This window comes from Streptomyces sp. NPDC046821 (assembly GCF_040645335.1).
Classification (GTDB): domain Bacteria; phylum Actinomycetota; class Actinomycetes; order Streptomycetales; family Streptomycetaceae; genus Streptomyces.
On the sequence record NZ_JBEYYB010000013.1, the window covers coordinates 220,156 to 233,461 of the forward strand.

13 protein-coding genes and 1 pseudogene are annotated in these 13,306 nt (G+C 70.1%); 6 read left to right on the forward strand and 8 right to left on the reverse strand.

Annotated features, from left to right (window positions below):
• Positions 1–75 precede the first annotated feature (75 nt).
• A complete protein-coding gene (locus tag ABZ893_RS26865; protein ID WP_361408148.1) occupies positions 76–1,782 on the reverse strand; it encodes a bifunctional 3'-5' exonuclease/DNA polymerase in 1,707 nt (568 codons plus the stop codon).
• Positions 1,783–1,906: 124 nt separating this feature from the next.
• On the opposite strand from ABZ893_RS26865, the gene ABZ893_RS26870 reads away from it, so the two are divergent.
• Entirely contained in the window at positions 1,907–3,085 is a 1,179-nt protein-coding gene (locus ABZ893_RS26870; RefSeq protein ID WP_361408313.1) for a DUF2786 domain-containing protein, read from the forward strand.
• Positions 3,086–3,118: 33 nt separating this feature from the next.
• On the opposite strand, the gene ABZ893_RS26875 is transcribed toward ABZ893_RS26870, so the two are convergent.
• From ABZ893_RS26875 to ABZ893_RS26885, 3 genes are all read right to left on the reverse strand, one after another.
• Entirely contained in the window at positions 3,119–3,583 is a 465-nt protein-coding gene (locus ABZ893_RS26875; protein ID WP_361408150.1) for a hypothetical protein, read from the reverse strand.
• A gap of 118 nt (positions 3,584–3,701) precedes the next feature.
• Entirely contained in the window at positions 3,702–5,159 is a 1,458-nt protein-coding gene (locus ABZ893_RS26880) for an aldehyde dehydrogenase family protein (RefSeq protein WP_361408151.1), read from the reverse strand.
• Between the two features lie 101 nt (positions 5,160–5,260).
• The gene (locus ABZ893_RS26885; RefSeq protein WP_361408316.1) at positions 5,261–6,124 is read right to left on the reverse strand and encodes a helix-turn-helix transcriptional regulator; all 864 of its coding nucleotides are present in this window, start codon (positions 6,122–6,124) and stop codon (positions 5,261–5,263) included.
• 301 nt (positions 6,125–6,425) lie between these two features.
• Here ABZ893_RS26885 and ABZ893_RS26890 point away from each other — a divergent pair, with 301 nt between their 5' ends.
• Positions 6,426–6,908, forward strand: coding sequence for an ATP-binding protein (locus tag ABZ893_RS26890; RefSeq protein WP_361408153.1), 483 nt, complete (start codon positions 6,426–6,428; stop codon positions 6,906–6,908).
• Between the two features lie 84 nt (positions 6,909–6,992).
• Here the strand turns inward: ABZ893_RS26890 and ABZ893_RS26895 are convergent, their stop codons facing one another.
• Positions 6,993–7,235, reverse strand: a complete 243-nt coding sequence (locus ABZ893_RS26895) for a DUF397 domain-containing protein (protein ID WP_361408155.1) — start codon at positions 7,233–7,235, stop codon at positions 6,993–6,995.
• 364 nt (positions 7,236–7,599) lie between these two features.
• Between ABZ893_RS26895 and ABZ893_RS26900 the strand changes: the two genes are divergently transcribed.
• The 3 genes from ABZ893_RS26900 to ABZ893_RS26910 all read left to right on the forward strand — a co-directional run bounded on the left by ABZ893_RS26900 (position 7,600) and on the right by ABZ893_RS26910 (position 9,687).
• Complete coding sequence (locus ABZ893_RS26900; protein ID WP_361408157.1) at positions 7,600–8,136, forward strand: DinB family protein; 537 nt, start codon at positions 7,600–7,602, stop codon at positions 8,134–8,136.
• A gap of 18 nt (positions 8,137–8,154) precedes the next feature.
• Positions 8,155–8,793, forward strand: a complete 639-nt coding sequence (locus tag ABZ893_RS26905) for a PadR family transcriptional regulator (RefSeq protein ID WP_361408159.1) — start codon at positions 8,155–8,157, stop codon at positions 8,791–8,793.
• 135 nt (positions 8,794–8,928) lie between these two features.
• Complete coding sequence (locus ABZ893_RS26910) at positions 8,929–9,687, forward strand: MerR family transcriptional regulator (RefSeq protein ID WP_361408161.1); 759 nt, start codon at positions 8,929–8,931, stop codon at positions 9,685–9,687.
• Between the two features lie 26 nt (positions 9,688–9,713).
• On the opposite strand, the gene ABZ893_RS26915 is transcribed toward ABZ893_RS26910, so the two are convergent.
• On the reverse strand, positions 9,714–10,082 hold the full coding sequence (locus ABZ893_RS26915; protein WP_361408163.1) for a YbjQ family protein: 369 nt from the start codon (positions 10,080–10,082) through the stop codon (positions 9,714–9,716).
• 142 nt (positions 10,083–10,224) lie between these two features.
• On the opposite strand from ABZ893_RS26915, the pseudogene ABZ893_RS26920 reads away from it, so the two are divergent.
• Positions 10,225–10,851 (forward strand): annotated as a pseudogene (locus ABZ893_RS26920) (VTT domain-containing protein); the annotation flags it as partial.
• Positions 10,852–10,937: 86 nt separating this feature from the next.
• Here ABZ893_RS26920 and ABZ893_RS26925 read toward each other — a convergent pair.
• A complete protein-coding gene (locus tag ABZ893_RS26925) occupies positions 10,938–12,608 on the reverse strand; it encodes a threonine/serine exporter family protein (RefSeq protein WP_361408165.1) in 1,671 nt (556 codons plus the stop codon).
• Positions 12,609–12,726: 118 nt separating this feature from the next.
• Positions 12,727–13,218: an inorganic diphosphatase gene (locus ABZ893_RS26930; protein WP_100597700.1), complete on the reverse strand. Its 492-nt coding sequence runs from the start codon at positions 13,216–13,218 to the stop codon at positions 12,727–12,729.
• Positions 13,219–13,306: the final 88 nt, after the last annotated feature.

Consider the following 13,306-nt stretch of genomic DNA (forward strand, 5'->3'; position numbering starts at 1 on the left):
AACACCTCGATTGGTTCGTGATTGGGGTGGGGTGGAGGTGTGGGACGCGGCAGTCACCCCCGGCACCGACCCCCCTCACTTCGCCTCCGCATAGCACTCCACCACCGCCGTAGTGAACGGAAAGCGGACCGGGGTGTCCCCGAACGTCAGGCGGCCCGCCAGGTCCGCAGACTCGCGGATTGCCTGCGTCACCGCTTCCGCTTCCCCCTCAGGGCAGTGCACGATCACCTCGTCGTGCTGGAAGAAGACCAGTTCCGCCGCCATTCCCGTGCAGGCCTGGCGCAGGGCCGCCAGCATCAGGTCGGCCCAGTCGGCGGCGCTGCCCTGGACGACGAAGTTGCGGGCGAAGCGGCCCCGGGCGCGGGTGTTCGGTGACGCGTAGCCCGGGGTGAAGCCGGAGGCCATGTCGGGAGTGAACTCGCCGTCGCCGGAGGTCTGTTCGGGTTCCTGGGGGATTCCCGCCTCCTCCTGGTCCCCCGCTCCCGCCGCCGGCGGACACGTGCGGCCCAGCCATGTGCGTACGAGGCGGCCCTCCTCGCCTGCGCGGGCCGCGTCGTCGACGTAGGCCACCGCCCGTGGGTAGCGGCGACGGAGCGCGGCCAGGTTCTTCAGGCCGTCGCCGGACGTCTGGCCGTACACCGCGCCCAGCACCGCCAGCTTCGCCTTGTCGCGGTCGCCGGAGAAGGCGCGGTCGGAGACGGACTGGTAGAGGTCGGTCTCGCGCCCGGCGACCTCCATCAGGCCCGGGTCGCGGGAGATCGCGGCGAGGACGCGCGGCTCCATCTGGTCCGCGTCCGCGACGACGAGCCGCCAGCCCGGGTCGGCGACGACCGCGCGGCGGATGACCTTGGGGATCTGGAGCGCGCCGCCGCCATTCGTGACCCAGCGCCCGGTGACCGTGCCGCCCGGCAGGTACTCGGGCCGGAAGCGGCCGTCCCGCACCCAGTCCTGGAGCCAGGACCAGCCGTGCGCGGTGTAGATCCGGTACAGCTTCTTGTACTCGATCAGCGGCCGCACCGCCGGATGGTCGATCGACTGGATCTCCCAGCGCCGCGTCGACGTCACCTTCACCCCGCTCTGCGCGAAGGCCTTCACCACATCCGCCGGCAGATCGGGCCGCACGCGACGCCCGAACGCCTCCGACACCTCGTCGGCCAGCTCGGCGAGCCGACGCGGTTCGCCGCCGCCCCCGTACCGCTCGCCCAGCAGCTCCCGCAGCACGGAACGGTGCACGTCCGCACTCCACGGGAGACCCGCCGCGTTCATCTCCGCCGCGACCAGCATGGCCGCCGACTCGGCGGCGGTGAGCAGCCGCATCCGGCCCGGGTGGGCGGTCGCGTCGTGCCGGCGCTGCTGGTCCGCGTACACCTCGGCGAGGTCTTCGAGGGGGATGTGGACCGGCTGGGGTTCGAAGAGGGAGGACTGGGAGCCGGGGGTCGCGGCGCGCTGCGGGGGGTCCGGCGGGACGGCCGTGCCGCGGATCCGGGCGAGGGCGGCGGCAGCGGAGTGCGGTTCGCCGAACCGCCCGGCGTGGCCCAGGAGGAGCGTCTCGGCGTCCTCGATGTCGTAACACCGGGGTACGCGGACGCCTGCGGCGAGCAGTCGGGGGTAGACGGCGGCCGTCGAACGCCAGACCCAGCGCGTGACGTCCGGACGGGAGCGGACCGCCGCGACGAGGTCCGGCTCGCGGAGGACCGGCCCGGCGAGCGTGCCGTCGCCACCGAGCGGCGCGAGCTGGGCGCCGCCGTCCTCGGTGGCCGCGACGGCCCACTTCTCGGTCATGCCGAAAGTCTTGCACCGGCCACTGACAGCGCCGGTGGAGCCGCTTCCCGCCAGGGGGCCGGTTCCGGCGCCTGAGACCATGGAGGCCAGGGCCATGGCAGGACGTGAGGAGGCGGGGGCACCGATGGCAGAAGGTACGGGACGTTCAGAACGTACGACCAAGACCACCGTCGAGCACGCCTTCGCCGCCGCCCTCTACGGAGAAGGCGCCGAGGCCGGTCTCGACACCGGCGCCTCCCTGCTCGCCGCCGACCCGTCCGCCGACACCCAACTCGCCCTGCGAGGACAGGAGTTCATACGGCGCACCTGGGAGCGCGGCTGGCAGCCCGCCGACGTCGTACGCATCGTCGTACGCGACCTCGACGAGACCCCGCACGGGCTCATCACCGCCCGCCTGATCCGCGCCGAGACCGCCCGTTACGCACACCTGCCGCCCCGCTGGGACGCCCAGCTCGCCGACCTCCCGCAGGACACGACGCTCCGCCTCGACCGCTTCTCGTACGCCACCGCCGTCCTGGAGCTGTACCGGCTGCTGCTGCGCCTCCCGCCGATCGAGGCCGTCGGGCCGGTGCCGGGCGAGTCCGTGGCCGCGCCCGTCGCCGGGGAGCCGCGTGAGCTCGCCCGGATCCGCGCGCTGCTCGCCAAGGCCGAGGCGACGGGTTACCCGCCGGAGGCCGAGGCGCTGTCGGCGAAGGCGCAGGAGCTGATGGCCCGGCACAGCGTCGACGCGGCGCTCCTCGCGGCCCGTACGCACGCGAAGGACACGCCGGTCGCGTGCCGGATCGGGGTGGACGCCCCGTACGAGACGGCGAAGGCGGCGCTCCTGGACGCGGTCGCGTCGGCGAACCGCTGCCGTGCCGTGTGGAACAGCGGTTTCGGCTTCTCGACGGTCGTCGGGTTCGCGTCGGACCTGGAGGCGGTGGAGTTGCTGCACACGTCGCTACTGGTGCAGGGCACGGCGGCGATGACGCGCGCGGAGGCCGAGCAGCGCGCCGGGGGACGCAAGAGGACCAAGACGTTCCGGCAGGCGTTCCTGGCGGCGTACGCGCACCGCATAGGGGACCGGCTCGCGGCAGTGGCCGAGGAAGTCACCGGCGAGAGTGACGAGGGCGGGCTGCTGCCGGTCCTGGCCGCGCGTGACGTCGCCGTGGCGGACCGGACCGACGACATGTTTCCGCAGGTCGTGACCACGCGGGTGCGGGGTGTCAGCGACGGTGCCGGCTGGGCGGAGGGCGTGGCGGCGGCCGACCGCGCCCGCGTCTCGGACCGGGCGGAGGTACGGGGCGGCGCCACGCCCCGGTGACGCCTTGCTACATACGTAAGCCAGGGAACCCCGTCAGGACGTAGGCAGCCCCATCGTCGGGAACCCCGAAGGCAGCTTCCCGTTCTCCGCCTTGCGGAACGTGTCGGTCACGGCGCCCCACGACACGGTCAGGGTCGTGGCGTCGACGGACGTGACCTTGCCCGTGTTCCGGTCGGTGTTCCCGTCGGGGCACTTGAGCGCGAGCACCCGCGTCCCCGCCTCCTCACCGACGGTCCCGCTGCACACGTGCTCGCCGACGAGGGCCGCCTTCTTGCCGGTGACGAGCAGCGCGATGCTCTTGCTCCCGGCCTTCGCGACCCAACTGCCTTCCAGGTTCACGGACTTCGAGGCGGAGCCTTCAGTGGGTGCCGACGACGACGCCTCCGGCGACTTCGCCGCCTTGCCGCCCCCGTCCCCGCTGTCACTGCTGCACCCGGTGATCACGAGTGCCGCGGCGACTCCCGCCGCGGCGGCGCCGACCCGTACGCGCTTGAGCACAAGATCCCCCTACGTTGCGGATGTGACGGCCGGTAAGTGGCCGACCCCCGGCAAGCTATCAGCCACCCCGCACCCGCCCAGGGCACCCCGCACGCGCTCGGGCCCCGGCCAGGACCCCCTAAAAGGGAAACGCACTCCGCCCATGCTGCACCGAGATCCACTTCTGCGTGGTGAACGCCTCCACCGTCGCCTCCCCGTTCAGCCGCCCGAGCCCCGACCGCTTCTCGCCCCCGAACGCGACCAGCGGTTCGTCATGCACGGTCCCGTCGTTGACGTGGATCATCCCCGTGTCGATGCGACGCGCGAACGCCACGCCCCGCTCGACGTCCCCCGTGTGCACGGCTCCGCTCAGCCCGTACGGGGTGTCGTTCGCGACCGCTACGGCCTCCTCGTCCCCGTCGAACGGGATGAGGAGGGCGACCGGCCCGAAGATCTCCTGCCGCAGCACGGGCGAGTCGGCCGGCAGGCCGGTGAGGACGCTGGGCTCCACGACGTTGCCGACGGTCTTGCCGTGCACCAGCGCGGTCGCGCCCTCCGCGAGCGCCTGGTCGACGACGCCCGAAATGGCGTCCGCCTGCGTGGAGTTGATGACCGGACCGATGACGGTCGACGGGTCGCGAGGGTCGCCCACCTTCAGCGACCTGACCTTGGCGACGAACTTCTCGGTGAACTCCTTCGCCACCTTGCGGTCCACGAGGATCCGGTTGGCGGCCATGCAGACCTGGCCCTGGTGCACGTACCGGCTGAAGACCGCCGCGTCGACCGCGTAGTCCACGTCCGCGTCGTCGAGCACGGTGAGCGCGCTGTTGCCGCCGAGTTCCAGGACGGCGCGCTTGAACTGGGAGGCGCACACGGTCGCCACGTGCTGGCCCACCGCGTCCGACCCGGTGAAGGAGATGACCTTCGGCACGGGGTGGGTCAGGAAGGCGTCGCCTATCTCGGCGATGTCGGTGATGACGACGTTGAGCAGTCCGGGCGGCAGGCCCGCGTCCTCGAAGATCTTCGCGACGAGCGCGCCACCGCAGATGGCGGTGTCCTGGTGGGGCTTGAGGACGACGCCGTTGCCGAGGGCCAGCGCGGGCGCGACCGACTTGAGCGCGAGCAGGAAGGGGAAGTTGAACGGGCTGATGACGCCCACGACACCGACGGGAACGCGGTAGACCCGGTTCTCCTTGCCGTCGACGGGCGAGGGGATGACCCGCCCCTGCGGACGCAGCGCCAGCTGGACCGACTCGCGCAGGAACTCCTTGGCCAGGTGCAGCTCGAACCCGGCCTTGAGCCGCGTACCGCCGAGTTCGTCGACTATCGCGTCGGATATCTCGTCCTCGCGCTCCTCGACGATGCGCAGGGCCCGCTCGAAGACGAGGCGGCGCGTGTAGGCGTTGGTTTCCGCCCAGGGCTTCTGCGCGCGCTCGGCCGCGCGGAAGGCCTCGTCGACCTCGCCGGCCGAGGCCACCGTGATGGCCGCCAGCTTCTCGCCGTTGTACGGGTTGAAGTCGATGATGTCCCACGCCCCGCGGCCGGGGCGCCATGAACCGTCGATGTACTGCTGAGCCAGTTCGGTGAAGAAGGACATGAGACCCCTTGCTGCCGGCCGACACCTAGTGGCGCGTCATCTTACGTACGCCATAGGGGAGTTGCAGCAAAGGGCGGTCGTGACCGGCGGCGGAGCGAGCGCTACCGGTCGGTTTCGGACAGCAGGTGCCGGATCAGGTCCACGCTCTGCTCGGGCGTCGGGCACTCCGCCTGGAGCTGCTCCATGGCGGACGCGTACTGCCCGACGTCCTCGCGCTTGTCGAGGTAGAGCGCGCTGGTGAGCTGCTCCACGTACACGACGTCCGAGAGGTCGGACTCGGGGAACGTGAGCATCGTGAAGGCGCCGGTCTCGCCCGAGTGGCCGCCGTAGGCGAACGGCATGACCTGGAGCGTGATGTTCGGCCGCTCGGCCACGTCGATCAGGTGCTGGAGCTGAGCCTGCATCACCTTCCGCCCGCCGTACGGGCGTTGGAGCGCGGCCTCGTCGAGGACGATGTGGAACTCGGGGGCGTGCTCGGAGACGAGGAGCTTCTGGCGCTCCAGACGCAGCGCCACGCGCCGGTCGATGTCCGCCTTGCCGGCGCCCTTCATGCCCCGGGCGACGACCGCGTGCGCGTACCCCTCGGTCTGCAGCAGGCCGTGCACGAACTGGACCTCGTACGCGCGGATGAAGGACGCGGCGCCCTCCAGGCCGACATACGTGGGGAACCAGCCGGGCAGCACGTCCGAGTAGGTGTGCCACCAGCCCGCGACGTTGGCCTCCTTGACGAGGGAGAGGAGCGCGCCGCGCTCGGCCTCGTCGGCGACGCCGTACAGCGTCAGCAGGTCTTCGACGTCCCTGGACTTGAAGCTCACCCGGCCCAACTCCATGCGGCTGATCTTCGATTCGGATGCGCGGATCGAGTAGCCGGCGGCTTCCCGGGTGATGCCGTGCGACTCGCGAAGACGTCTCAGCTGCGAGCCCAGCAGGATGCGCCGCACCACCGAGCCACCCCCGGGGCTCAGCGTCTGGGGGGACCCCCACGACTCTCCTGCGCTCACGTCACCCAGCCCTCCCCATAGCTCCGGACTACGAAGTCTGCCATTAAAACGCTTCGGCCTGTACTCGTTCGGTTACGGAAACGGAAAGGTTGCGGAAGGCCGGTACAAGAAGTCGTGGGAAGAAATGAGCAACAAGTGGTACGCGGTGCCCCAAGCCGGGCACGTGCACGTGCATCTGCCCTTGCATCTGCTGTAGGCATTCGGAACGATGGTCACGCACCATCGCTCCACTCGCCACGTACCGCGAATCCCGGGAGTGCCTCGCATGGGGACGAATGGACCGGCCATGCTCGAGCCGTTAAGGCAGGGGCTTCCGCCACTCGATCCCTCTGCCGTCTCCGGCTCCGCGTCGTGCGCTCTGCCCGCCCGCTATGAAGCGGTGCGCAGCGCCCGCCAGTTCACGCGCGGGACGCTCGACGGCTGGGAGGTGGGGGAGCGGTTCGACGACGTCTGTCTCGTCGTCTCCGAACTCGTCACGAACGCGCTGCGGCACGCGCTGCCCTCGGACACCCCGCGCGGTCAGGAACCGCCGGTGCGGCTGCACTTGATGCGCTGGACCTCGCGTCTGGTGTGCGCGGTGCGTGACCCCAGCGAGGAGAGCCCGGTCGCGCGTGACGCGGACGACGACTTCAACGCCGAGTCGGGCCGCGGCCTGTTCCTCGTCGACTCGTTCAGCGACAGCTGGGGCTGGCACCCGCTCGTGGGGGCGATCGGCGGCAAGGTGGTCTGGGCGCTGTTCCGGCTCTGAGGTGAGGATGGTTGTGGGGTCGTACTCAGTATTCGTATTCGGCCCCGCAGCCGGCAGGCTCCAGCTCTCCGCGATCAGCAGGCTCTAGCTCTCCGCGATCAGGTGGTCGAACTCGCCGTCCTTGACGCCGAGGAGCAGTGCCTCTATCTCGGCCGGTGTGTAGACGAGCGCCGGGCCCTCGGGGAAGTTCGAGTTGCGCATGGCGACTCTGCCTCCGGGCAGCTTCGCGAACTCCACGCAGGAGCCCTGCGAGTTGCTGTGCCTGCTCTTCTGCCAGACCACACCGTGAATTTCCGTGGCCGCCATGCCGTTGTACACGTGGTGCACAGGTCGCTCCCCGGTCGTGCTGTGGCCGATGTGGCTCGAGTGGCTCGTGATTCAGGTGTAGCGGTCAACAGTCCTGGATCATAGCTGCGTTCACATGCCGCTGCATGGGCAGATGCACGTGCACGCGGGGTGTTCCCGTGGTTACAGATCCGCGCTCGCCACTCCTCCGTCGCTGGTCGCCTGCCCCGGCGCCGGTACGACATGCGGGCTACGGGGCTCCTGTAATGGTCCAGTCCCAGGAAATGGCCGGATCCGGGCGCCAGGTCTGTCCCTATAGGACAAGAACTGACCTCGATGCCTCGTACCGTCGTCAGCGCGGACGGCGAGAGTGCCGGCACGGATCCCCTGTGAGAGGTGGCCCACGATGGTGACGCACGTGAATGCGGAGGCTCCCGGAGACGAGCGAGGGGCGCTCCTGTCCTTTCTCGAGGAGCAGCGCGGCGGTATCCGCCGGACCCTGCTCGGGCTGACCGACGAGCAGGCGGCGACGACGCCGAGCGCGAGCTCGCTGTCGCTGTCCGGGCTGCTCAAGCACGTCGCGGAGATGGAGCAGGGCTGGGTGGCGCGGGCCGCGCAGGTCGCCCCCGACATCCAGCGCTCCGAGGCGAATTGGGCCGACAGCTTCCGCCTCGTCGGTGACGAGACCGTCGAGTCGACGCTCGCCTACTGGCAGAAGGTGGCGCAGCGGACCGAGGAGTTCGTACGGTCGGTGCCGAGCCTGGACGACAGGTTCCCGCTGCCCGACCGGCCCTGGTTCCCGGACGAGGAGTCGGTGTCGATGCGCTGGCTGCTGCTCCATCTGATCCGGGAGACAGCCCGGCACGCCGGGCACGCGGACATCATCCGCGAGTCCCTGGACGGGAAGACGGCCTTCGAACTGGTGGCGATGGCAGGGGAGTGACGTCCTACGCTGGGCCTCATGTCAGCGATCCGACTCCTGGTTCTCGGGGCTGTGCGGCAGCACGGCCGCGCGCACGGCTACCAGGTGCGCAACGACCTGGAGTACTGGGGCGCGCACGAGTGGTCGAACGCGAAGCCCGGCTCGATCTACCACGCGCTCAAGCAGATGGCGAAGCAGGGATTCCTCGTCGCCCACGAGATCGCGCCGTCCACGGCCGGCGGCCCGCCGCGCACCGAGTACGAGATCACGGACAAGGGCACCGACGAGTTCCTCGAGCTGCTCCGTGAGGCGCTGGTCGCGCACGACCAGAAGCCTGACGTCCTGTCGGCCGCGCTCGGCTTCATCGTCGACCTGCCGCGGGCGGAAGCGGTGGAGCTGCTGCGGCGCCGGGTGGCCGGCATCGAGGAGTGGCGCCGGTCGGTCACCGAGTACTACACGCCGGAGGAAGGTCCCGAGAGCATCGGGCACATCGGCGAGATCATGAACTACTGGGTGAGTTCGGCGGACGCGGGCGCGCTGTGGACGCGGGGGCTGATCGGCCGGATCGAGGGCGGGGCCTACACGTTCGCGGGCGAGGGCGAGCCCTTCGTAGGGGTGCTTACCGAGGGACAGGAGAACCCGTACGCCACAGGGGAGCCGCATCCCGGGGACCGTTGACCAGGTCTTCGCGGGCATGGCTTGAAGGGCATGGCCTGAGGGGCATGGCTTGAGGGGCATGGCTTGCACCTCACGTGGCGTGAGGCGGCACGCTGAGACCCGTACGAAGCCGAGCCGAAGGAGAGGGCGGGAGCCGTGGGCCACTTCGTGGGGCAGGTCGCCGGGTTCGCCGGGGTGACGGTGCGCACGCTGCATCACTACGACGAGATCGGGCTGCTCACACCGAGCGGGCGCAGCGGCGCGGGGCACCGGCGGTACAGCGACGCCGACCTGGACCGGCTGCAACGGATCCTGTTCTACCGGGAACTCGGCTTTCCGCTCGACGAGGTGGCGGCACTCCTGGACGACCCGGACGCGGACCCGCAGGCGCAGCTGCGTCGGCAGTACGAACTGCTCTCCGCCCGGATCGACAGACTCCAGAAGATGGCCGCCGCCGTCCGGAACGCCATGGAGGCACGGAAGATGGGCATCGATCTCACGCCCGAGGAGAAGTTCGAGGTCTTCGGGGACCACGACCCCGAGGCCTACGCCGACGAGGTCCAGGAACGCTGGGGCGGCACCGACGCCTACGCCGAGTCGCAGCGCAAGGCGGCCTCGTACACCAAGGAGGACTGGCTGCGGATCAGGCAGGCGTACGACGACTGGATGCGTCGCCTCGTCGCCGTCATCGAGGCGGGCCAGGAGCCCGAGTCCGAGGCCGCGATGGACCTCGCCGAGGAGCACCGGCAGCAGATCTGCGAGTTCCACTACGGGTGCTCCTACGACATGCAGACCAACCTCGCCGACATGTTCGTCGCCGACGAGCGCTACCGGCGCAACCTCGACAAGGACAAGGAGGGCCTGGCCGCCTTCCTTAAGGAGGCCATCTATGCCAATGCGGTGCGCCGCGCCTGACGGGCTCAGGACTGAAAGGTCAGCGCCTACGGCTTCGGGCTGATCACGCACGCAGTCCCGTAGGCGCACACCTCCGTACCGACGTCGGCGGCCTCGGTCACGTCGAAGCGGAACATCAGGACCGCGTTGGCGCCACGCGCGCGTGCCTGCTGGACGAGCCGGTCCATGGCCTGGTTGCGGGTCTCCACCAGGGTCTTGGTGAGGCCCTTCAGCTCGCCGCCGATCATGGATTTGAGGCCCGCGCCTATCTGGCTGCCGAGGTGCCGCGAGCGCACGGTGAGGCCGAACACCTCGCCGATCACCTGGTCCACGTGGTAGCCCGGCACGTCGTTCGTGGTGACGACGAGCACGTCCGTCTGCGGGTTCTGGCCGCCGCCGAAGTCTTCGATACCCATGGACACAGGTTTCCCAGTGTCGCCGCACCATGCATCCTGAGAGAGCCACCGGAAGCCACTGGAACCCGGTGACGTCATCTGGCGTTGATAACTTTGCACCGCCATTGCCCTCGCACCACCACCCCCTCAGGAGTCCGGAACCGTGACGACGCTTGCTCTCGGACCAAGCTGGCTGGACCCGGACCACCTGCTCAACACGTTCGGCATCTGGGGCCTGCTCCTCGTCGTGTTCGCCGAGTCCGGCCTGCTCATCGGCTTCTTCCTGCCGGGCGACTCGCTGCTGTTCACCTGCGGCCTGCTGATCACCGCCGGCACCCTGCACTTCCCGCTGTGGGGGGCCATCGGCCTGATCTGCCTCGCCGCGATCATCGGCGACCAGGCGGGCTACCTCTTCGGCAAGAAGGTCGGCCCGTCGCTGTTCAACCGCCCGGACAGCCGCCTCTTCAAGCAGGAGAACGTGGTCAAGGCCCACGAGTTCTTCGAGAAGTACGGCCCCAAGTCCCTGGTACTGGCCCGCTTCGTGCCGATCGTGCGCACGTTCACGCCGATCATCGCGGGCGTCAGCGGCATGAAGTACCGCTCCTTCATCACGTTCAACGTGATCGGCGGTGTGCTCTGGGGCGCGGGCGTCACGCTGCTCGGCTCCTGGCTCGGCAACATCGCGTTCGTCCACAAGAACATCGAAGCGATCCTGATCCTGATCGTCCTCGTCTCGGTGGTCCCCATCGCGATCGAGTTCCTGCGGGCCCGCGGCAAGGCGAAGAAGGCCGCGGCGGCCGGGCCCGAGTCGGCGGCGCCGGCTCAGGGCCAGCGCGGACGCCACGCGAAGCGCTGACCAATTCGGCCCGAGGGTTGCTAGAACCCTCGGGTCCGCTTCGCCGCCCGGCGCCCCGCCGCGTCGGGCGAGCGCAGGAACAGGCGGGAGATCTCCGACCCGAGGTTCACCCCGATCGCGATGGCCATGGCCAGGGCCGCCGCCTTCGACAGGGACACCAGACCCGCGTTGATGTCGTTGTTCGCGATGGCCAGCAGCCCGAAGTACGTCGCGGAACCGGGCAGCAGCGGCCCGATCGCCGCCGTCACGTACGGCAGCGCGGACGCGAACCGGTAGCGCGACAGCAGCTGCCCGAACAGGCCGACGAGACCGGCCGCCGCCGCCGTAGACGCGACCGGCGAGATCCCGCCGGTGAAGTGCATCGCCCCGTACACGACCCACGCCACACCGCCGTTGAGCGTCGCCGCGAGCACGGTGGAGCGTTCCTGCTGGAGCAGGACGGCGAAGGCGAGCGACAGCGCCATCGAGGCGGCGATCTGCCAGTACGGGCGCTCGATGGCCTGCAGCGCCATCTCCGGGTTGAGCTGCGCGTGCAGCTGGACGCCGAGATAGAGCACGACCAGGACGCCGACGATGATGCCGACGAAGAAGTACAGGACTTCGAGCAGGCGGGCGGACGCGGTGATGTAGTAACCGGTCAGACCGTCCTGCACGCCCGCCACCAGGGCCCGCCCCGGCAGCAGTGCGAACAGTCCACCGGTGATCACAGCGGAGGCGTTGACGTTCACGACGTTGTGGGCGAGCGTCAGCGCGACCCCTATCGCGGCGGGCGGCATCGCGGCGACCGTGAACTGGTAGAACTCCGGCAGCCCGCGCCCGGCGAACAGCCAGGCGAGCCGGTCACCGAGGACCGCGCCCAGCGCCGCCGCGACGAACACGAACGCGTCACCGCCGACCAGGATCGAGGCCGCGCCCGCCAGCAGCCCGGTGGCCGTCGAGAGGGCCCACCCGGGGTACGGGTGGCGGTTACGGCGGATCTCCGCGAGGCGCCGGTAGGCCTCCTCCAGGGAGACGTCGACCTCCTCGTCGCTGATGTCGTAGACGAGGTGGAAGACGGCCGCGAGGCGCGTGTAGTCGGTGCCGCGCCGCCGCACCGTCCGGGACGAGGTCACCGGGTCGTCGACCAGGGACGGCTGGTACGAGATCGACAGCAGCGTGAACGTCACCGTCGGCTCGCACCGGTCGAGCCCGTAGGAGCGGCACACGGCGAACATCGCCGCCTCCACGTCCTCGGCGCCCTCACCGCCCGCGAGCAGCAGCTCGCCGATACGCAGCGTCAGGTCGAGGACGCGCGGCACCGCGGGCCCGGCCTCCTCGTCATGCCTCTGCGCGGGCTCGGCCGCCGGGCGCTCGGCCACCGGCATCCGCAGCATCGTGCGCATCCGGTCGTGCCAGGGCGCTTCCTTGGCCAGCTTGACCATGGGGAAGCCGTGCGCGGGCGTGAACGCGGGCGGGGCCTGCTTCGCGCTGTAGGTCTGCGGGGGAGTGAAGGCCGAACCGCCGGTGTCGGCGGGGGTTCCGGCCGGGGCGCCGACTCCTTCGGGGAGCGCGAACTCGGACGTCGTCTGCGACTCGTCCTGCTCCGGCGCCGGCGTGTGCGGCACGACACCCGGCGGCGGGGTGAAGGCGCTGCGCGCCTCGTCCGACTGCGGTTTGCGGTCTTCCTCCGCCTCCGGCTCCCGCTCCGTCACCGACTCGCCCTTCGCACGCCGCCTGCCCTCCTCCGGTACGCCTCAGTATGCGCACATAAACGGCGACGGGCCGCCCCACCCCCTGAGGAGTCGGACGGCCCGTGTGGCGCGGGGGTGATCAGTGACCGCCCTCGTCCTTGAAGCGCTTGTAGGAACGCTCGATCTCGGCCTCGGCCTCGGTACGGCCGACCCAGTCGGCGCCCTCGACGGACTTGCCGGGCTCCAGGTCCTTGTAGACCTCGAAGAAGTGCTGGATCTCCAGGCGGTCGAACTCGGAGACGTGGTGGATGTCGCGCAGGTGCTCGACGCGCGGGTCCGAGGCCGGGACGCAGAGCAGCTTGTCGTCGCCGCCCGCCTCGTCCGTCATGCGGAACATGCCGATGGCGCGGCACTTGATGAGGCAGCCGGGGAAGGTGGGCTCCTCCAGGATGACCAGCGCGTCCAGCGGGTCACCGTCCTCACCGAGCGTGTTCTCGACGAATCCGTAGTCGGCCGGGTAGCTGGTCGAGGTGAAGAGTCGACGGTCCAGGCGGATCCGACCGGTCTCGTGGTCCACCTCGTACTTGTTCCGCGAACCCTTCGGAATCTCGATCGTGACGTCGAACTCCACCGGTGGCTCCTCCATGATCAAACACATCTGACTGGTGATGCTGCGTCCTCCCGAGGGATAACCCCCGGGCGTCCGCCGGATTCGTCCG